This is a genomic window from Hyphomicrobium sp. MC1 (assembly GCF_000253295.1).
Lineage (GTDB): Bacteria > Pseudomonadota > Alphaproteobacteria > Rhizobiales > Hyphomicrobiaceae > Hyphomicrobium_B.
Window position 1 is genome coordinate 1,018,639 of record NC_015717.1, and the last position, 18,526, is coordinate 1,037,164.

Below are 18,526 nucleotides of genomic sequence, written 5' to 3' on the forward strand. Positions count from 1 at the left end.
TTTCCGGAACGGCTAGCGTGCAGATATGACCATAGTCAGACGGCACCTGCGTCAATTCTAGGGTCGTTGCAATGTCGGGAAATTTCTCCCCAACAACGCCGTTCATGTAGAGCCGCTGACGGCGTCGTGGATGGCGCGGCAGTGGCGCACCATGTTGTCATGCGCGACGACGAATTTCTTCAGCGGTGTGTCGATGTCATAGAAATAGATGTTGGCGATAAAGCCATAGATGCCGGCATCTATCGTTGACGGTTTGGGGCCGTGAACGAAGCCCTCGGCCGGGATGAGGTTGGCCAGAACCTGTAGGTCCGCGAGGCCGCGCGCCATGGCCTGATCCGGCTCGTAGCGGCCGATCCCTTGGTAGTAATAGCGCTTGGCGTTGAATTCTTTTGCAGCGGCGAGGCCCTCTTCCGTCAGTTGCGGATGTTCGCGCAGCAACGCATCGCGGAATTGCTTCCAATAGCGCTCGTCCTTCCAGCGCGAATACGACATGACCCAATAGAGATCGTCGAGCAGGCGCGTGACGAGGAGATCGGTGTCGCGCTGGGCGGGCGTCAGCGCGTCGTCCATCGTTACGCCGTACTTGCGCGTGACGTGCGCGATGATCGCGCCGCTGTCGCCGATCGTTTCGCCATTGTCGACGATGTAGGGAAGCTGACCGCGCGGCGCGGACGAGGCGTCGAAGATGTGTTCGTGCACGAACGGTACGCCTGCCAGTTTCAGGAAGGTATAGACTTTCAGGCCGTAGCCGTTGTTGTCGGCGACGCCGAACAGCGTCGGGTAGGAGTAGAGCGTGAGCATCGCGCGAACCCTTAAGTCTAAGACCTATGCGCACGCATTTCCATGGCACGGCCAAACCCAGCAAGCAGTGTGCCGACGGCAAACAACGCCAGCACGATGTATTGGAGATTATCCTCGACGCCTTCCTTCGCGATCATGAAATCGGAGATATCGGCGTCCGATGTCTTGAAGCGGTTCAGGGTCTCGTCGCGCGCGGTCCGTGCCCCTGTGATTTTTTCCGCGGGCGCATTGAGAGCTTGCAGCACCTCGATGCGATTGTCGTAAATGGCTTTGATCTGGACCTGTGCCGATTGCTGGGTGCTGAACGCGGCAAGGCGCCATTCGATCTCGCGCTTCAATGGATCGAGATAGAACATCTGCATTGCCGTCGAGCCGAGCAACAGAATGATCCCGAACAATTCACCGAGCTGATAGACCCTGAACCCCATAGCTTCCCCCGCGGTTGGCGTTGGGCGGGCGGCGCTGGTGTCACCGCTTCCGCCAACCGCGATCCTAGCAAATGGGCGTGTGCTGCCTATGGCTTTTCGGCGTCGATGTAGATCTGGTTCCCCATCTCTTTGAACTTCGCGCTCATCTCGATCATGCCAACCTGCTGATCGTTCAGGGTGGCGGCGTAGTCGCGGACGTCCTGCGTGATCTTCATCGAGCAGAACTTCGGGCCGCACATCGAGCAGAAGTGCGCGACCTTGTGGGCGTCCTTCGGCAGCGTTTCGTCGTGGAACGACATCGCCGTGTCGGGATCGAGCGAGAGGTTGAACTGATCCTGCCAGCGGAACTCGAAACGGGCGCGTGAAAGCGCATCGTCGCGAAGCTGTGCGGCGGGGTGGCCTTTCGCGAGATCGGCGGCGTGTGCTGCGATCTTGTAGGTGATGACGCCGACCTTCACGTCGTCGCGGTTCGGCAGACCCAGATGCTCCTTTGGCGTGACGTAGCAAAGCATCGAGGTTCCAAACCAGCCGATCATCGCGGCGCCGATGCCTGATGTGATGTGATCGTAACCCGGCGCGATGTCGGTCGTCAGCGGCCCAAGCGTATAGAACGGGGCTTCGCCGCAAGCTTTCAGCTGCTTGTCCATGTTGGCTTTGATCTTGTGCATCGGCACATGGCCGGGGCCTTCGATCATGACCTGACAGCCCTTGTCCCAGGCGATCTTGGTCAGCTCGCCGAGGGTTTCCAATTCGGCGAATTGCGCGCGGTCATTTGCATCGGCGATGGAACCGGGACGCAAGCCGTCGCCCAGAGAGAACGACACGTCATACTTGCGCATCAGATCGCAGATCTCGTCGAAGCGTTCGTAAAGGAAGCTTTCTTTGTGGTGAGCAAGGCACCACTTCGCCATGATCGAGCCGCCGCGTGAAACGATGCCCGTGACGCGATTGGCGGTTAGCGGCACGAACGGCAGCCGCACGCCGGCGTGAATGGTGAAGTAATCGACGCCTTGCTCGCACTGCTCGATCAGCGTGTCGCGATAGAGTTCCCATGTGAGCTTCACAGGATCGCCGCCGCACTTTTCGAGCGCCTGATAGATCGGCACGGTGCCGATGGGCACGGGCGAATTGCGGATGATCCATTCACGCGTGGTGTGGATGTTGCGGCCCGTCGAGAGGTCCATGACGGTGTCGGCGCCCCAGCGGATCGCCCACACCATCTTTTCGACTTCCTCTTCGACCGACGACGTGACAGCCGAGTTGCCAATGTTGGCGTTGATCTTCACGAGGAAGTTGCGACCGATGATCATCGGTTCCAGTTCGCCGTGGTTGATATTTGCCGGAATGATGGCGCGGCCGCGGGCGATTTCGGAACGCACGAACTCGGGCGTGATGTGCTCGGGGATATCGGCGCCGAAACTTTCGCCATCGGCAAGAGCATCCTTGGCACGCGCCAGGGCCGCCGCACGACCGAGGTTCTCGCGATGGGCGACGTAGATCATCTCTTTGGTGATGATGCCTGCGCGGGCGTATTCGAACTGGGTGAGGGGAGCGGAAGATGTGGCACAGCGCGGTTGATAGACGGTCGGGAATACGCGCGCGGCGTGGGCGCCCGTTACGTTGCCGTTATCTTCAGGTTTGATGACGCGACCTTCGTAGGCTTCCGTGCCGCCGCGCTCGGCAACCCAGGCGTCGCGGATTCGCGGGAGACCGGCCGTGACATCGATCGTTACGATCGAATCGGTGTAGGGGCCGGACGAGTCATAAACGCGGAACGACGGCTCGTTCACATCCGTAAGCGCGATCTCGCGGAATGGTACGCGCACGTTGTCATGGCCTTCGGGAGAGGAATAGACTTTCGTCGAAGCGCTGACCGGGCCGACAGTGACTTTCGGCGTCTGGATGTCGGCGCTGCGGGTTGGCTTGTTCATGACGTTGCTCCTCTCGGCCACTCCCTTGGTAAGGGAGTGCTCCATGGCTGCACGCGCACGCGCAGAATTGCGTTGACCGGAAAGGTGCGGAATGCGGCTCTGCCGCGGAATGCCCCGTCCCTTCGCCGGCATGACCCGGATCAGGTTCGAAGGGTGCTCGCGCTTTCTTACGCGATCTCAGCCGGACAACCGGCGCCCCTCGGAAACGCTCCCATTCTTGCGCGGATGGGGTGCGCTTGGCAAGCTTGGGCTTATCTCTTCACGAAACAGTCAATTTTTGTACCGGGCGAGCAGCTGCCTTCGCCGGCATGACTGTGGTTTGGCTTAAGCTGCCGCGACCAGTTTGGCGAACTCGACCCAGGTTTTGATTTTTTCGATGTCGGGTGGGCGGCCTTCGCGCAGGACGCGTTTGCCTGCCGATGTGGTTGCGAATTTCAACACGCTGGCCGAGAGCGCGAGCGGATCGGCTTCGGCCACGGCTTCGGCCGTCTTGTAGCCCGCGCCGACGAGTAGTTGCGCGTGTGTGCCGCGCAGACCCGGCACGGCCATGACGAGTTTCGCCTGATCCTGCCATTCGAGCAGCGTTTCGGAATCGAAATGCGGGTCGTCGAGTTTTTCTGCGAGCTGCTCCGGATCCTGCTTCAGGAAATCTGCGACCGTGTGAATATCGATCGCCGCGAAGCGATCGGCGATTTTCGGTCCGATGGAGGGTGCCGCTTCGAGGTCGTCGCCTTCGCGCAGATACACGCGCGTTTCCGACGGACGATCAGGGGACGGCCGCGAGATTGAAATCGGCGCGACTGTCGCGGCAGGTGCCGAAGCGGGCGTGTGTGCCGCTGCGGGCGTCGCTGCTGGCGGTACTGTCGCCGCACGTTGTTGCGAGGGCGTCCAGAGCGGCTCCATGCGCGCGACGATGCTCGGCGCGGCGCGGGGCATAGGCGGCGGTGTTTTCGACAGCGGGATCGTCGGCGGCGTTTCGGAAATGTCCATTTTGGTAGCAGCCGACTTTGCGACCGCGAGTTCGAGCGGCGTGTCGTCAGGACCATTGATGCGGGCGGCGCGTGCTGTTTTGCGTTCGGCGAGCTTTGGCGCCAGAACTTCAGCATTGTGAAGGTCGCGGATCGTGCGATCGTCTTCGGACAGAGATTTGTCGACGCGGCCGGTGGTTTTCAATTCGTCGTAGATGGCAGCGACGAGCTTGCGGTCTTCCTCGTTCGAGAGCCGCTTTTCGATGAACTTCCGTGGGATCTGCGTCATGGCGAGGAAAGTTTCCGCCGTCAGCGTTACTTCCGGCGCGGACATGCCGGATTCGGCGACGGCTCTGTCGAGAACTTTGCCGAAGCTCGTCGAGGCATAGATCAGCAGTTCGGCGACGATGGTTTTGGCAATGTCGTCAAGGCCTTCCTCGGGACGAGAAGCGCCTTTGTGAATATCGTAATGGGCGATGAGCTTCTCGTAATAGCGGTGCGAGAATTCGGCGCCGTCGCAGACGAATTTTGCCAGCCATTTCTGGCCAGAGGGAACCGCGATGCTCAAGCGTCCGAAGCGCTTTTCGCCAAGCGCGCGGAGCGTATTGTAGGAGCGGTTGATGCTCCACTCGGTGGCGCGGTGGATGGCGTTCTCGGCTTCCGTCTGGCCGGTGTGGAACGGCATCACCGGATCGGTGAAGTAGTGGCTCAGTACGCCCGCGGCGTAGACGGCTTCCGGCCAATTACCGGCTTTGAGTTCGAAGACGGTGCGGTTGTACCACTCCTGCGTCTTCTCCGGCGCGCCGCCCCAGTAGTTCTCGGATACGTGCAGGACGTGGTTCTTGAAATCCTTGAAGGTGACGTCAGGGGCTTTCGAGCCTTCGAGATAGCGCTCGACGTGTTTCAGGAACAGGCGGGTCCAATCGGCGCTGTCCGGGCGCGTCATCGCTTCCAGCGCATCGAGCGCCAGCTTGTGATGCGTGCCGTTGGCATGCGTAGCATACACAATTCGAAAGAGCGGCGACATGTGAGGCCCCAGTGCTCGCGGTGAAGTCTCGCGACGAAAGTGCAAGATGCTTACGCGAGTCGGGGCTGTCGCTCGATCCGTGCGGCAGGGACGCCGCAGGTCATCAACGGTTTTCGCGCTTGGAGCGTGCCTGTTTTTCAGCCGCAAGGTCGATGATGTCGGCTCCCACATTGCGGTCGCGGGCGATACGGCGGGCAAGATCGGCGCGGCGGGCGATCTGTACGACGTTCATTCCGTGCGGGGGCGCGCGTTCGGACAGGACGCGGGCGATCATGTCCGGCGTCAGGCCACAGGCGGCGCCAAGGGCCATGGCTTCCTCGCGGGCGACGGCATGGGCGGCCTCGATGTAGCCCATAAGGGCCGCGGCGGCGTGGGCACTTCCGAGCGGGCCTGTACGCTCGACGGTGCCGAACAGCGAGACGATGCTGGCTGCCATCTCGGTCGCGGTTTCGGCGCCGCCGAGGAGAACTTTGGCGCGGCCTTCGGCAGCAGCGGCGCCGCCGCCGATCAGCGCCGCGTCCGTCAGCGAAACGCCACGCGGCTCGAGAAGTTCGAGCAGCGCATCGAGTTCCCGCGGCGTGCGGGCACCGAGATCGACGATGACAGCGCCCGACAGCGGAGCAAAATCGAGATCGGACGCGTCGCGGCTGGTCAGGAGGCCGCGGAACGCTTCGGTGTCCTCGATGGCGATGAGGATGACCGGACAGTTCGCCATGCTGTTCGAGGTTGGTGAGACCGGCTCCAGATGCTCGCCGTAGATGGCGGGTGAGGCCCCAGGCAACGCTGCGTAGAGCGTTGGAATGCGGCATGCAGCGAGGCGTTCGGCAATTGCCGTTGCGAATTCGTCGTTGCCTATGACGCCGATTGGCCGGGTATTCGAAGCGCTGCCCATGGGGTTATGTGCCCTCTCATTATCGTCCCTCACGCCACCACGCCAAGGCGATGAGAGCGAGTAGCAGCGAAAGCGCCGCAAATCCCGTAAACATCGGCGTCAGCTTGACGCCGCGGGTCAGAAACGCTTGCCGGTCTTTCAGACCGAGCCAGTCTGAGCCCGCCATCACCTTGGCCGCTGACATCATAGAGATACGCGGCACGTCGATATCGGTTGCAGTCGCGAGGAGACCTGACGGCTTCGTCCAGAAGATGCCGCCGCCCGTCGCGTCGGCGATGGGCTTCATTTTCTGGTCTGTCGCAGTGACTTCGCTCATTTCGCGAGGGTCTTCGACGCCAGCATTGGCAACGGCAGTCAGCTGGCCGTTGGGGCCATCGGTTTCGACTTTGTAGAGGCCCGGCATTTTGACATCGATGGTCGAGCGCCACACGCCAGGCTCGACGGGCACAGGCTGAAGCGTGACTGTAGACGTGTCGCCGCCGGGACCCAGCACCTTCACAGGTGGAATTTTGTCTTCCATCGAGCGGCGCTCGATCGTGAGCTTCAGACCTTTGGCGGACGCGATGACGCGTTCTTCCTCAAGGTCCGGCTCTTTCATCAGCCAATGCGACAGGCGGCGAAGCAGGTCGGTGTGCGGGCCGCCGCCGTCGTAGCCGCGCGCCCAGAGCCAGGAGTGGTCGGACGTCAACAGCGCAACGCGGCCTTTGCCCTTGCGGTCGAGGATCAGAAGTGGCTTGTCCTCGGCGCCGCTCATCAGCACGCGACCGCGCAGCGGCGTCACCTCGGCCTGACGGAACCACTTGCCCCATGACGGCTGCGGAGAATTGTCGGCGACCTGCGCGCCATTCCAGCCGGGGAGATCGCGTGTGACAGGATGCTTCTGTCCTTCCGCCGTCACCTTGGCTTTGAACGGCATTTCGAGGACGCGGCCGGTCGGCGCGGCGGGAAGCACCGGGGCGAGCGGCGTATTATAGATACTGTACGGGCTGGCATAATCGTCACCCGCGGCAACCAGCAGCGCGCCGCCGTGCTCGTTCACGTAGCGGGCGATGTTGTCGTAGTAGAGAAGCTGCAGAATTCCGCGGTGCTCGTACCGATCGAAGATGATCAGGTCGAACTCATTGATCTTTTCCGAGAACAGCTCGCGCGTCGGGAATGCGATGAGCGAGAGCTGATTGATCGGCGTGCCGTCCTGCTTCTCGGGCGGGCGCAAAATCGTGAAGTGGACGAGATCGACGGCGGCGTCGGATTTCAGCAAGTTGCGCCATGTGCGTTCGCCTGGGTGCGGCTCGCCCGAGACGAGCAGCACGCGTAGGTTTTCGCGCACGCCTTCTGCTGCAACGACGGCGCGGTTGTTTGCAGTCGTCAACTCGCCGTCGACAGGCTGCAACTCGATTTCGACGATGTTCGTCCCGGTGTGCGGGATCGGCATGTCGATTTTGACGTTACGATTGACTTCAGTGCGGATCGTTTCGTCGGGTTGGCCTTCGCGGCGAACTTTCAGCGTCGCAGCGCCAGAGTTCGCGGATGGGGCGGTACCGGTCTGGCGGACGGCAACTTCGATTTCGCGCGACTGGCCAACGAGACCGTAACGCGGAGCTTCGATCACCTCGATGCGGCGGTCGAATTCATCGCGCTTGCCGGTCAGCAGCGTGTGAACGGGGGCGTCAAAGCCGAGCGATGCGGCGGACTTCGGCACGTCGTGAACTTCGCCGTCGGTTACGAAGATGACGCCCGCGATGCGGTCCGGCGCAGTGTCGTTCAGCGCTGCATTCAGGTCCGTGAAGAGGTTCGTTCCCGGCGGCGCTGAATCGGACGGCACACCGCCCGTCACCCATTTGATGTCGAGGTTCGGGATCTTGGCGAACTTGGCTTCAAGATTGGCGCGGATCTCGTCCATCTGCTTGGTGCGGTCGGCGAGCTTTTGGCTCGGGCTTTCGTCGAGGACGACGATCGCGACGTTGGCTAGGCTTTCGCGCTGCTCTTCCTTCAGGATCGGATTGAACAGCGCCGCGATCAACGCTGCCAGCGCACCGGCGCGCAGAAAAGCGCCACGCGAACGGCGGAACAGAAGAATGAGGATCAGCGCGGCCGCCAATACCGACAGGCCGATCAGGATCGGCATCGGAATCAGGGGCGCGAAGGTAATCGACCAGTTCAAAACCTAATGCCTCTACTGACCGAGCCGCTCAAGCAGCGCGGGAACGTGGACCTGATCGGCTTTGTAGTTGCCGGTCAACGCGTGCATGACGATGTTGATGCCGCCGCGGAACGCCATCTCGCGCTGCATCTCGCCGCCGGGCACGACCGGATAAAGCGGGCGTCCGCGGTCATCGAGCGCCCAGGCAGCAGCGAGATCATTCGACGTGATCATGATCGAGGTCACGCCGTCCGAAACGCGAGCCTTGTGGGATTCGTTTTCGTCTTTCGGTGTCGCTTCGACCCAAAGCTGGCCGCCGTCCCAGCGGCCGGGGAAGGAGCGCAGCAGATAGAACGATTTCGTCACGACGTGATTTTCGGGAACCGGTTCGAGCGGCGGCACGTCGAGCTTGCTCAACAGCCGCTGGATGGCGGTGCCGCCCTGGCCTGCCATCGGCAGCATGTCAGCGCCGCCGTCGCCATAGTCGCGCGTGTCGAAGATGATGAGACCACCTTCTTTCATATACGCGTCGATCTTGGCGATGATTGCGTCGGGCAACGCCTTTGCCGTCTTCAGCACCGGCCAATAGAGCACAGGATAGAACGCGATCTCGTCTTTCGTGATGTCGACGGCTGCGGGTTCGCCGGGCTCGACAGCCGTGCGGGTTTGCAGCACGCGGCCGAGGCCTTTCAAGCCCGCGCGGCTTGTGTCGTCGGTTTCTCGATCGCCGCTCAACACGTAGGCGAGCGTGACCTTACTCGTCGCGTCGATGGCGGCATTATCGGCGGGCGATGCGGGCGGGCGCACAATCACCGGGCCTTGCTGCTGCGACGGGCTTACCGGACTGAAGCCGTCGAACTGAGGAATGGCGTCGCGAAACTCGGACGGAAACTCCTGCGCCTTCGCATCGGTGCCGAGGGCGATGATGCCCGCGCCTAAAGCAAGAAGACCGAGCACGATCGTGGAAGCCGTTGCGGCGCGGCGCCGCGATCCGGGGCGGCGGGAAAAGAGACCGGCGATGCCGCCTGCCTGGAGGATCATGACGGCGATGATGTCGAGGAACAGCAGGCCGAGCGCCAGTGCTAACAGCGCAGGCTTCAGCGAGGTGCTGGCAGCGTTGTCATACGTCAACCTCTCGATGCTCGCGGGCAGTTCCGGGAACGGCGCAAGCGTGCTCTTCACGGTCAACACGTTGACGGCGCGGGGCGCCGCGGCCTGGCCGTAGTAGCCCGGCGGATGCTCGAAGTTCGGCCGGATTGCACCGATCTCGGCAGCCTTCAGAGGTTCGGCGGTCGGCGGTGGCGAGACGAGCGTTCCGACGCCGCTCAGCGTCTTCAGAGGTGCAAGCACGCTCGCTGACACGGTATTGGCTTTCGTTGCGGTATCGGCTGCGGCCGTATCCGACTGCGGTTCCGCCGATGCTGCAGCGCCGACCGTTCCCATGGTCGAGAGGCGGCGAAGCATTTCGACGAATAGCCCGGACATCGGCAGGTTCGACCAGTCGGAATTGGCGGTGACGTGGAACAGGACGAGTCGGCCGTTGCCGCGTTTTGCGGAGGTGACAAGGGGCGTACCATCTTGCAGACGCGCCCAGATCTCGACGTCAGGAGTCAGCTCGGCCGGGTCGGCCAGTACCTGGCGCGTAACGGTGACATCCTTCGGCACGGTCAAACCGGCGAACGGACTGGTCTCGTCGAACGGTGCAAGCGCCTGAGGTGACGACCACGAGAGCGCGCCACCGAGCGAGCGGCCACCGCTGCGCAGTACGACGGGCAGCAGATCGTCGCCGGCCTTTTCGAGGCGCGGTCCCGCGAAGCGCACCAGCAGGCCGCCATGTTTGACGAACTCGTCGACCTTTTCTTCGGCTTCGCCGCTGATGGTGCCGATGTCGGCGAGAACCAGAACGGAGATGTTCTGCTTCAGCACGGCGTCGAGGCCTTCCACGAGGTTGGCGTTTTTGGCGGCGACGACGTCGGCGTAAGGCTTCAGCGCCTTCTCGATGTAGTAGAGCGGCGCGAGCAGCGGCTGAGCTTCCTCGCGGCTTTCGCCTGAGAGAAGACCCACGCGGTGCCATTGTGTCATGGCGTCGATCAGGCTAACGGCGCCTGCCGAGCGTTCGCCTGCGATTTCGATGCGAGCGACTTGGTTGCGCAGTTCGAGCGGCATTTCGAATTTAGCTTTCGCGGATGTTGCGCCCGGGCCGAGCTTGAAGGGCGCTTCACCGAGACGTTCGCCACGGGCTGAAAAGGCATTGACCACACCTTCGCGCGCCGGGCCACCGGTCGAGAGCACCGTTGCTTCGAGCTTGCCGCGCTCGGCGAGATCGGCGACGAGGCCCAAGGCTTCGCGGCCTTTGGTTTCGTCAATTACCGAGAGCGTGCCGCCACCCGCTAGATTTTGCAGTTTCGTTGCGACGTCGCTGACTTTGCCTCTGTGATCGATGCCGTCTTCGATCCAGACGATCGAGGAATTTTTAACGGCGGCGTCCGACAACGCAGTTTGCAGGGCGGCGACGGCGGCTTCGCGATCAGGCTCGAACGGTTGCGGTTCGATTGCCGCTGCCGTGCTGCGCGCTTCGCCGGGCGGCTCGATCTTGATGGCGGGCAGCTTTGTGGCGGCGGCGGTCGGCACCAGCATGACGGGACGGCCGCTGCTTTCCGCTTCGCTGATGAGGCGTTGCATGATGTTGGCGCGCTCAGGCCAGCGCGATGCTGCCGCCCAGCCGTTATCGACGAAAATGACAACAGGGCCGGTGCCGGTCAGGCCCTTGTCCTTCGAGGGATTGAGCATCGGGTCGGCGAGCGCGAGAATGACGAGCGTCGCCGCGATGAGGCGCAGGAGCGTCAGCCACCACGGCGTCTTCTCGGCCATCTTTTCTTCGTTCTCGATGCCGACGAGAATGCGGGTCGGCGGAAATTCGATCTGCGTCGGGCGCGGCGGCACGGCGCGCAGCAGCCAATAGATCAGCGGCAGCGTGACGAGCGCCGCAAGCAGCCAGGGATTGAGGAAGGCGAGCGGGCCGAAGCTCATCGGGCGCGCTCCTTATCGTCGGAGCTGACGGCATCAGAGCTGGACGACATCCAACGATAGCCCTGGGCTGAACCGTTGAGACGCATCAAGAGCGACAGCAGCGGCTCGGAGGCCGGGCGGTCGGTGTGGTGGGTCAGCAGCGACCAGCCGAAGCGTTTCGCCATCTCGGCGACCTCGGCGCGATGGGCTGCGAAGCGTTCCTGATATTTCGGACGGAGCGATTCAACGCGGTCGGCAACCCAACGCTGACTGCCGGACGGAGTCAGGAATTCGGTGCGGCCGTGATAGGGCAGCGTCTCTTCCGCCGGGTCGATCACCTGCACGAGGTGACCGCCGACGCCATTGCCCGCGTACCCTTCGAGGCGTTCGCGAATGGCGTGCACGGGGGCAAGAAAATCGCTGAACAGGATCAGGCCGGAAAAGCGGTTGAGGCCGGCATTGGGCGGCAAGCTTTTCTGCGTTGTTTCGGAATTGGCGTTGGCGGCAATCGTTTCGGCAATGCGCGTCGCGGCATTGCGGCTGGCAGTCGGCAGCATCTGCGCGAGCAATGCAACGCGCTCTCCACCGCGAACAAGCATCTCGGCGGCGGCGAGTGTCAGCACCAGCGCGCGGTCGCGTTTGGTGACTGGCGCGAGATGGCTCTTGAAGTCCATCGACGGCGAAATGTCGGGCCAGAGATAGAGCGTGTGCGCGGCTTCCCACTCGCGTTCGCGAACGAAGAGATGATCCGAGCTTGCCGAGCGGCGCCAATCGACGAGGCTCGCATTCTCGCCCGACTGATATTGGCGGAACTGCCAGAACGTTTCGCCGGGTCCGGCGCGACGGCGTCCGTGAATGCCCTGCGCAACAGTCGAGGCGATGCGCGCTGCTTCCATCAGCAGCTCCGGCATCCGGTCGACGATGGTGACGGCTTCGCGCTCAAGCGTGAGGACGCGCCGCCTTTCGGAGCTGTTGCCTTCGCCTGACGTTCCTGTCCGCCCTATTGGGCTCGCCATCCCGCACCTACTCCACAGCCGCCGCGAGACGCGCGATGATATGGTTCAGATCTTCGCCTTCGGCGCGGGCGGCGAATGTCAGCGCCATGCGGTGCTTCAGGATCGGTTCCGCGAGCGCGATGACGTCATCGACGGACGGAGCGAGGCGGCCATCGATCAGCGCCTTGGCGCGGACGGCGAGCATCAGCGCCTGGCTGGCGCGCGGGCCGGGACCCCAGGCGACGAACTTATCGGTATCGGCGTTCGCTCCGGTGCCCGGACGGGCCGAGCGCACGAGCTTCAGAATGGCCTCGACAACTTTATCGGGCACCGGGATCTGGCGGACGAGGCGCTGCGTCGCCATCAGTTCCTGTGCCGAGATGACGGTTTCGAGCTTCGGCGTTTCCGTGCCGGTCGTCGCGTAGAGCATGCGCCGCTCGGCGACGAGATCGGGATACGTCACGTCGATCTGCAGCAGGAAGCGGTCGAGCTGGGCTTCGGGCAGCGGATAGGTGCCTTCCTGCTCCAGCGGGTTCTGCGTGGCGAGCACATGGAACGGCGCGGGCGTATCGTGGCGCTGACCGGCCACCGTGACGTGATGCTCCTGCATCGCCTGCAGCAGTGCCGACTGCGTCTTCGGCGAAGCGCGGTTGATTTCGTCCGCCATCAGAAGCTGCGTGAAGATCGGACCTTTGATGAAGCGGAAAGCGCGGCCGCGGCCCGGCTCATCTTCGAGGACTTCGGAGCCGATGATGTCGGACGGCATCAAATCCGGTGTGAACTGAATGCGCTTGGCGTCGAGGCCCAGCACGCGTCCCAATGTTTCGACGAGCAGCGTCTTGGCGAGACCCGGAACACCGATCAGAAGGCCGTGCCCGCCGGACAAAATCGTGATGAGCGTCCGCTCGATCACCTGATCCTGACCGAAGATGACGCTGGCTGCCGCTTTGTGGGCGCGCTGAACGCGCTCGGCGGCGGCCTCGAGCCGGGGCACGATATCGGTATGCGTTTCGACGACAGTGCTCATAAAGGGGGCCTCGCGCAGCTGCTTCTTGTCATTCTTGGTGGCGAATTCGCCTTACAAAACAATGGCCGAGCGGCTGCGTACTCGGCCTTAAGCATCAGCCTAGACGATCCTGCCCAGCCCTCATAGGGTCAAGTGAATGTTACGTTAGGATGAGGTGCATCTGAAGGCACCTTGAGGGCGCGGGCAGAAATGCCGAATGAAAAACTGCAAGTTGCGTCCGGGAATGGAAATTCTGACGCACGACCGGGTGGATTGGATGCGCTTTTGCGAGCGGCGTCGGAAGGTGGCGCGTCGAGCATAAGACCGGTGGAAAAGTGGAATCCGCCGTACTGTGGCGACATCGGCATGGAGATCCGCCGCGACGGGACGTGGCTCTATCAGAGGAGCCCGATCGGACGCATCGCGCTCGTCAAGCTGTTCGCGTCGATCCTGAGAAAGGACGATGACGGACGAACGTATCTCGTGACGCCGGCGGAGAAGGTCGACGTTCAAGTCGAGGACGCGCCGTTCCTCGCCGTCGAGATGGCGGTCGAGGGCGAGGGGCAAGCGCAGCGGCTGACGTTCCGCACCAATCTCGATGACGTCGTGACGGTCGATGCGGAGCATCCGCTGCGGTTCGCGCCGAGCGGACCCGACGGCGGGCTGAAGCCCTACGTGCTCGTGCGCGGGAGATTGGAAGCGCTGTGCACGCGCGCGGTTTACGCGGAGCTGGTAGAGTTGGCAGTTGCCGCAGGTGATGACGGCGATGCGGTCGGGGTTTGGAGTGGCGGGATGTGGTGGGGGATGGGGTAGTTAGAAATGATTTCTGTTCTCCGGGGATGTTCTGATAGCTAATTCGAGTGTCGCGACGGCAATATGAGAAATCACATGACAAAACGGAAGTTCGACGTTGAGCCGAGAGATGAAGAATTTGAAGAAGACGAACCCCGTGAGCGGCCGGAAGACCTTGCAATTGCCGCCGGCGATTTTGGTCAACTGCTTGTTGCGCCGAGCGATTGGACGATCCAATCTCTTCTTCACCAAATAGGAAAGCAGATTGATCTTAATCCGGAATTCCAAAGACGAGGTGTTTGGAGTCGGCAAGCGAAATCCAGTTTCATCGAATCTCTTTTTCTGAATATACCAATTCCCCAAATTCTTCTCGCCGCGAAGAAAGACAACCGAAATTCATTCATCGTCCTTGATGGCAAGCAGCGGCTACTAACTATAAAGCAATTCTACGACGGTGTTTTGGATGACGGGTCCAAATTCGTGCTGAGTGGGTTGCGTGTTCTCACTGCACTAGAGGGAAAAGACTGGTCGGAAATTTCGCAAACGGGAGAGTGGGCAGATCGATTTTTAAACACGACTCAGCGGACGGCGGTGTTGAGAGGTTGGGATAGAGAAGATGTTCTCTACGAAATTTTCCACCGGCTCAATTCGGGATCAGTGAAGTTATCGCCGATGGAACTTCGTATGTCGTTGTACCCAGGCGGCTTCTTAAAGCACATAATTTCTTGGTCCGAGAAGATGGGTGCGATACATGAGCTCCTGCGACTGAAGCACCCTGATAAGCGCATGTCCGATGTAGAGATTGCTGTGCGCCATTTAGCGTTCGGTGATCCTCGCTTTGTTTACGATGGAAATCTGAAAAAGTTTCTCGACGACGCATGTCGTCAGTACAACGTTGATTTCATGAACGTTACGACAAAGAGTGCGATCGAAGATCGGCTAGCGCAGCTTGAGGACAGCATTCGTGAGGTTATCTCGATCTTCGGGATCGATAACGCCTGCAGGAAATGGAAAGGTACCAAATATGAGCGGCGTTTTAATCGAGCCATTTTTGATATTCAGGTCGGTTCGTTAGCTTCGAGCGTTCTGCGAAATATTGTGAGCAAGGACCGGCCCAGATACGAGAAATTGTTTCAGAAGCTAAGTGAGGAGGATGATGAATTCGTCAGATCAATGGAAACGACGACGAAGAGTGTTGCTTCAGTCAGGAAGCGATTTGGAACATGGTATAATGCTATTAAATTGGAATATAAAGTTGATCTAGTGATGGCGCAAATAGCGGATTCTCCTAATGCGTCATCCAACTGACATGCTGAAGAAATTGAAAATGGAGATAAGGCAGGCAGGGAAGATTGTGGCCGGTGTTCCCACAACCGGATCGGTCACGCCGCTCCACCACTTGAAAGTACAGTCATTTATTTTGCTATCTCATGCTGCATTCGAGCAGTACCTTGAGGAACTGGGAAGGCAAATCGCAAGAGATGCTCGACGTCAATTTAAAGCTAAAGGACGCATCTCTAAGGTTTTGGTTACTCTTATGACCGCTAAAGCATTGGACGACGTCGCTGACAAAGCCCGAAAACGAGTGACTGAGGACATTGTTCATAACTTGGATGTTTTTTCTGAATTGGCTCTAAGTAGATACGAAAAAATGTTAGGCGATAATCACGGGATTTGTGAGCAAAACCAGAAGAATATTTTGTTGCCAATCGGTGTTGATCCCGAAATGATCGATACATCCCTTATGAATACCTTGAACGCGTTTGGTAAAATGAGAGGAACAATAGCGCATACGTTCGCAATGGTTCGAACGGAGCATACACTAAGCGATGTAAACGCCACCCTTTCACTGATATTGGGAAGTATTGGAAGTTTCGATCAAGCTGCATGTTCGGCTCTAAAGCTCGGTATGGCGAAGTCAAGTTAGATTGCAAGCAGTTGATGTTGGAGCTTGCCCTCAAAAAACTTATCCCCGCTCACGCACTCCCGCTGACTACCCTCTCCTCCCGCCGCGACGTCGAAGGTCTAAACCCGCCCCACCTTCCGAGACTGCTGGACGCGTTGCCTGCGCCTTCGCGTTCCGCCATACCCTCCCGCGATGGAAACTTCTAATCCTCACCTTCCAGACGGCTATTCGCCGATACCGGCGGGGAAGCTGGTCAATGCCGTGACATTCGTCGAGATGTGCGAGCGGCCGACGCCCTCGCGCGCCACGAATGAATCATCATCGCTTTCGATATCGCGGTGGAGATCCCCCGATCTCGATGCTTATCGCGCGTTGTTCCGCGCCGTCGGTGAAGATTGGTTGTGGTGGTCGCGTCTCCGGCTGACTGATGAGGCCTTGGCGGCCGTCCTCAGCAATCCCGGCGTCGAGGTTTTTGTCCTGACCGACGGCGACGCGCGCATCGGTCTGCTCGAATTGGATTTTCGCGAAGATCAAGAGTGCGAGATTACGTGGTTCGGCGTCGTCAAAGAAGCCATCGGCAAAGGCGCGGGCCGGTTCATGATGGATTTCGCAATCGACACGGCGTGGGCGCATCCCATTCGCAGGCTGTGGCTGCACACCTGCAGCTTCGATCATCCGGGCGCGTTGGCGTTCTATCGGCGGTCCGGCTTTCGGCCCTATGCCTTTATGGTTGAGGTGGAGAACGATCCGCGCCTCGCTGGCCTGCTGCCGCGAACGGCCGCGCCGCAAATTCCTTTGTTGGAGTGGTGACGGGGGAAAAAAACTTATCCCCGCTCTGGCGCGCTCCCGCATACTCCCTCCTATCCCGCCGCGACTTGCAAGGGCGCGAAACTCGAGCATGGGGTTTTGCGTGCGGATGAGAGCGTGCCGGGCCGCCAGCGATATCGGCGCGCCTGGGGATCCCTGCCGGCCGCGAGCGGACCACCATGGCGTGGTATCGCGGTTCAACTCCCGCTCCAACTCGAGATGCACGGGAGGATGGTGGGTTCACGGCTCGAAAGGAAGCTCGCTTCCTTTCAGGTTGCGAGTGCCCCGGAATGCCGGTTCGGCCGCCGCTGGGTGCATGAACAAGACTTGGCACTGTCCCGGGGCGGCGAAGGCTGCATCCGAAGTACAATAAGACAAGAGAGCGAGGCCCCGCCGCCCTGGCCCTTGTTGCGTTTGCCATCGGCGACTCCGCTACGCGGAGCCGGCCGCCGATGGCGCTTGCTTTTGCGTCTTTCTTCGGACGTCGGCCGCGCAACCGGCACGCGTTCCACGAGCCGGCCGTCGGCGCATGACCGTTTCCACCGGCCGCCGATCGCGGGTGTGCCGTCGCTTAGAGCGTCGAAAAAATCATCACTTCGACGGCTTCTTGCGGGCGTCCAGGCATTTGCCGCCCTTGAGATACTGATACGTGCCCTTGCACGATTTCCAGCCCTTCACGTGATGGGTCTTGTGATGGCCGTGATGCTTCGTGGCCTTCTTGGCTTTGCCGGCCTCGGCAGCGGACGTCGCGGCGAATGCGATCGCCATCGTTGCGATGGCGAGCAGGAATTTCGAATTCATAAGGTGGACCCCCAAATGCGGTTTGAGCGTCTGAGACTCATCCGCTGGCGGACGAGTTCAGCCGTCCGCGCCCCTTATCCCAGATTTATAACAAGCCGGTGTAAGCGCCGGGAGGTTCCGACGAATGACGATGGGCGTGAGCGCCAGTTGGTGTTGCGGGAGGCGGCGCCTGGGGGTGTTGGAAAGTCTGCTACGTTATCGCTTCTTCTTCGTCGCGGGGGGATTGGCTGCTTCCCGGGCGAGCCGCTCGGCGCGAAGTCGTTCAGTCTTGGCGCGAACGGCTTGGCGTTCCGCTTCGTGGTCTTTCATCGCTTGCGATGCTTCCTGAGCCTTCCGCAGCTTAACGGTTGCTGCACTCGACAGGTCTTTCCGGGGCATAGCCATGAAATCGTTCCTTGATTTTGACGGGCAAACAAAAACCCGCGGCTGGCCGAGCAGACGCGGGTTTCGTTGATCCGGTTCGTGTTCGAGGCCAGCAGGGGCTGGCCAGGTCCCGATCTTTATGGAGATCAGGCGGCGCGCAGGTTGTCGGCCGACGACTTGCCGCTGCGGCGGTCAGCTACGACATCGAACGAAACCTTCTGGCCTTCGTTAAGGCCGTTCATGCCCGCACGCTCGACGGCGCTGATGTGCACGAAAACGTCGTTGCCGCCATCATCCGGCTGGATGAAGCCGTAGCCTTTTTGGCCATTGAACCATTTCACGGTACCAGTCTGCATAGGTAAAATCCTTAGTTTATGCGCGATTATTCCCGACAATGCCGGGACTGACAGTCGAGATTTGTTGGGAAGGTCGTCGGTCAGGCGCGCACTTCGCGGGCGAGGCCAAGTCATTTTCAGCGAAGCTCGAACGGAGAAACAATAGAAAAAATGCTGCTTCTATGCAAGCGCAATCGGTTCAGCGCGCAAAAACGTGTTTCCAATCGGACGTTGCAAAGCCCTTGATCTAAGGGTTTGCCTTGGTGGGACGATCGCAATCTTTAACGGTTAGGTGGCCGAGGTGACGGACGATCCGCGTCGCGCG

Annotated in this window: 16 protein-coding genes and 1 riboswitch; of the genes, 4 read left to right on the plus strand and 12 right to left on the minus strand. The window is 60.7% G+C overall.

Going from position 1 to position 18,526, the window contains the following annotated elements; genetic code table 11:
* Positions 1-102: 102 nt before the first annotated feature.
* The 9 genes from HYPMC_RS04870 to HYPMC_RS04910 all read right to left on the minus strand — a co-directional run bounded on the left by HYPMC_RS04870 (position 103) and on the right by HYPMC_RS04910 (position 13,218).
* Positions 103-801: a glutathione S-transferase family protein gene (locus HYPMC_RS04870; RefSeq protein ID WP_013946699.1), complete on the minus strand. Its 699-nt coding sequence runs from the start codon at positions 799-801 to the stop codon at positions 103-105.
* 17 nt (positions 802-818) lie between these two features.
* The gene (locus HYPMC_RS04875) at positions 819-1,229 is read right to left on the minus strand and encodes a hypothetical protein (protein WP_013946700.1); all 411 of its coding nucleotides are present in this window, start codon (positions 1,227-1,229) and stop codon (positions 819-821) included.
* Positions 1,230-1,315: 86 nt separating this feature from the next.
* Complete coding sequence (thiC, locus tag HYPMC_RS04880; RefSeq protein ID WP_013946701.1) at positions 1,316-3,160, minus strand: phosphomethylpyrimidine synthase ThiC; 1,845 nt, start codon at positions 3,158-3,160, stop codon at positions 1,316-1,318.
* Positions 3,161-3,260: 100 nt separating this feature from the next.
* Positions 3,261-3,370, minus strand: a riboswitch (TPP riboswitch).
* A 114-nt stretch (positions 3,371-3,484) separates the two neighbouring features.
* Positions 3,485-5,155: a DUF4332 domain-containing protein gene (locus HYPMC_RS04885; RefSeq protein WP_013946702.1), complete on the minus strand. Its 1,671-nt coding sequence runs from the start codon at positions 5,153-5,155 to the stop codon at positions 3,485-3,487.
* A gap of 103 nt (positions 5,156-5,258) precedes the next feature.
* Complete coding sequence (locus tag HYPMC_RS04890; RefSeq protein ID WP_013946703.1) at positions 5,259-6,047, minus strand: NAD(P)-binding domain-containing protein; 789 nt, start codon at positions 6,045-6,047, stop codon at positions 5,259-5,261.
* A 19-nt stretch (positions 6,048-6,066) separates the two neighbouring features.
* Positions 6,067-8,208 carry a membrane protein gene (locus HYPMC_RS04895; RefSeq protein ID WP_013946704.1) on the minus strand — a complete coding sequence of 714 codons (2,142 nt, stop codon included), beginning with the start codon at positions 8,206-8,208 and terminating at the stop codon, positions 6,067-6,069.
* Between the two features lie 12 nt (positions 8,209-8,220).
* Positions 8,221-11,217 (minus strand): DUF4159 domain-containing protein, encoded by a 2,997-nt coding sequence (locus HYPMC_RS04900; RefSeq protein WP_013946705.1) that lies wholly within the window; start codon positions 11,215-11,217, stop codon positions 8,221-8,223.
* Positions 11,214-12,212 carry a DUF58 domain-containing protein gene (locus tag HYPMC_RS04905; protein ID WP_013946706.1) on the minus strand — a complete coding sequence of 333 codons (999 nt, stop codon included), beginning with the start codon at positions 12,210-12,212 and terminating at the stop codon, positions 11,214-11,216. The genes HYPMC_RS04900 and HYPMC_RS04905 overlap by 4 nt, the downstream gene beginning before the upstream one ends.
* Before the next feature lie 7 nt (positions 12,213-12,219).
* Positions 12,220-13,218, minus strand: coding sequence for a MoxR family ATPase (locus tag HYPMC_RS04910; RefSeq protein ID WP_013946707.1), 999 nt, complete (start codon positions 13,216-13,218; stop codon positions 12,220-12,222).
* 189 nt (positions 13,219-13,407) lie between these two features.
* Between HYPMC_RS04910 and HYPMC_RS04915 the strand changes: the two genes are divergently transcribed.
* The 4 genes from HYPMC_RS04915 to HYPMC_RS04930 all read left to right on the plus strand — a co-directional run bounded on the left by HYPMC_RS04915 (position 13,408) and on the right by HYPMC_RS04930 (position 16,705).
* Positions 13,408-14,010 carry a DUF1285 domain-containing protein gene (locus HYPMC_RS04915; RefSeq protein WP_013946708.1) on the plus strand — a complete coding sequence of 201 codons (603 nt, stop codon included), beginning with the start codon at positions 13,408-13,410 and terminating at the stop codon, positions 14,008-14,010.
* A gap of 75 nt (positions 14,011-14,085) precedes the next feature.
* Positions 14,086-15,297, plus strand: coding sequence for a DUF262 domain-containing protein (locus HYPMC_RS04920; RefSeq protein ID WP_013946709.1), 1,212 nt, complete (start codon positions 14,086-14,088; stop codon positions 15,295-15,297).
* Entirely contained in the window at positions 15,281-15,916 is a 636-nt protein-coding gene (locus tag HYPMC_RS04925) for a HEPN domain-containing protein (RefSeq protein WP_013946710.1), read from the plus strand. The genes HYPMC_RS04920 and HYPMC_RS04925 overlap by 17 nt, the downstream gene beginning before the upstream one ends.
* Before the next feature lie 171 nt (positions 15,917-16,087).
* Positions 16,088-16,705, plus strand: coding sequence for a GNAT family N-acetyltransferase (locus HYPMC_RS04930; RefSeq protein ID WP_013946712.1), 618 nt, complete (start codon positions 16,088-16,090; stop codon positions 16,703-16,705).
* Positions 16,706-17,293: 588 nt separating this feature from the next.
* On the opposite strand, the gene HYPMC_RS04935 is transcribed toward HYPMC_RS04930, so the two are convergent.
* The 3 genes from HYPMC_RS04935 to HYPMC_RS04945 form a co-directional block, all read right to left on the minus strand.
* On the minus strand, positions 17,294-17,503 hold the full coding sequence (locus HYPMC_RS04935; protein ID WP_013946713.1) for a hypothetical protein: 210 nt from the start codon (positions 17,501-17,503) through the stop codon (positions 17,294-17,296).
* Positions 17,504-17,698: 195 nt separating this feature from the next.
* Positions 17,699-17,887 carry a hypothetical protein gene (locus HYPMC_RS04940; RefSeq protein WP_013946714.1) on the minus strand — a complete coding sequence of 63 codons (189 nt, stop codon included), beginning with the start codon at positions 17,885-17,887 and terminating at the stop codon, positions 17,699-17,701.
* A gap of 125 nt (positions 17,888-18,012) precedes the next feature.
* Positions 18,013-18,222: a cold-shock protein gene (locus tag HYPMC_RS04945; RefSeq protein ID WP_013946715.1), complete on the minus strand. Its 210-nt coding sequence runs from the start codon at positions 18,220-18,222 to the stop codon at positions 18,013-18,015.
* Positions 18,223-18,526: the final 304 nt, after the last annotated feature.

What these genes read in the sequence shown, in the direction of transcription:
- HYPMC_RS04870 (WP_013946699.1), bottom strand. Translation starts at nt 801, where the DNA reads ATGCTCACGCTCTACTCCTACCCGACGCTGTTCGGCGTCGCCGACAAC.
- HYPMC_RS04875 (WP_013946700.1), bottom strand. Translation starts at nt 1,229, where the DNA reads ATGGGGTTCAGGGTCTATCAGCTCGGTGAATTGTTCGGGATCATTCTG.
- thiC (WP_013946701.1), bottom strand. Translation starts at nt 3,160, where the DNA reads ATGAACAAGCCAACCCGCAGCGCCGACATCCAGACGCCGAAAGTCACT.
- HYPMC_RS04885 (WP_013946702.1), bottom strand. Translation starts at nt 5,155, where the DNA reads ATGTCGCCGCTCTTTCGAATTGTGTATGCTACGCATGCCAACGGCACG.
- HYPMC_RS04890 (WP_013946703.1), bottom strand. Translation starts at nt 6,047, where the DNA reads ATGGGCAGCGCTTCGAATACCCGGCCAATCGGCGTCATAGGCAACGAC.
- HYPMC_RS04900 (WP_013946705.1), bottom strand. Translation starts at nt 11,217, where the DNA reads ATGAGCTTCGGCCCGCTCGCCTTCCTCAATCCCTGGCTGCTTGCGGCG.
- HYPMC_RS04905 (WP_013946706.1), bottom strand. Translation starts at nt 12,212, where the DNA reads ATGGCGAGCCCAATAGGGCGGACAGGAACGTCAGGCGAAGGCAACAGC.
- HYPMC_RS04910 (WP_013946707.1), bottom strand. Translation starts at nt 13,218, where the DNA reads ATGAGCACTGTCGTCGAAACGCATACCGATATCGTGCCCCGGCTCGAG.
- HYPMC_RS04915 (WP_013946708.1), top strand. Translation starts at nt 13,408, where the DNA reads ATGCCGAATGAAAAACTGCAAGTTGCGTCCGGGAATGGAAATTCTGAC.
- HYPMC_RS04920 (WP_013946709.1), top strand. Translation starts at nt 14,086, where the DNA reads ATGACAAAACGGAAGTTCGACGTTGAGCCGAGAGATGAAGAATTTGAA.
- HYPMC_RS04925 (WP_013946710.1), top strand. Translation starts at nt 15,281, where the DNA reads ATGCGTCATCCAACTGACATGCTGAAGAAATTGAAAATGGAGATAAGG.
- HYPMC_RS04930 (WP_013946712.1), top strand. Translation starts at nt 16,088, where the DNA reads ATGGAAACTTCTAATCCTCACCTTCCAGACGGCTATTCGCCGATACCG.
- HYPMC_RS04935 (WP_013946713.1), bottom strand. Translation starts at nt 17,503, where the DNA reads ATGAATTCGAAATTCCTGCTCGCCATCGCAACGATGGCGATCGCATTC.
- HYPMC_RS04940 (WP_013946714.1), bottom strand. Translation starts at nt 17,887, where the DNA reads ATGGCTATGCCCCGGAAAGACCTGTCGAGTGCAGCAACCGTTAAGCTG.
- HYPMC_RS04945 (WP_013946715.1), bottom strand. Translation starts at nt 18,222, where the DNA reads ATGCAGACTGGTACCGTGAAATGGTTCAATGGCCAAAAAGGCTACGGC.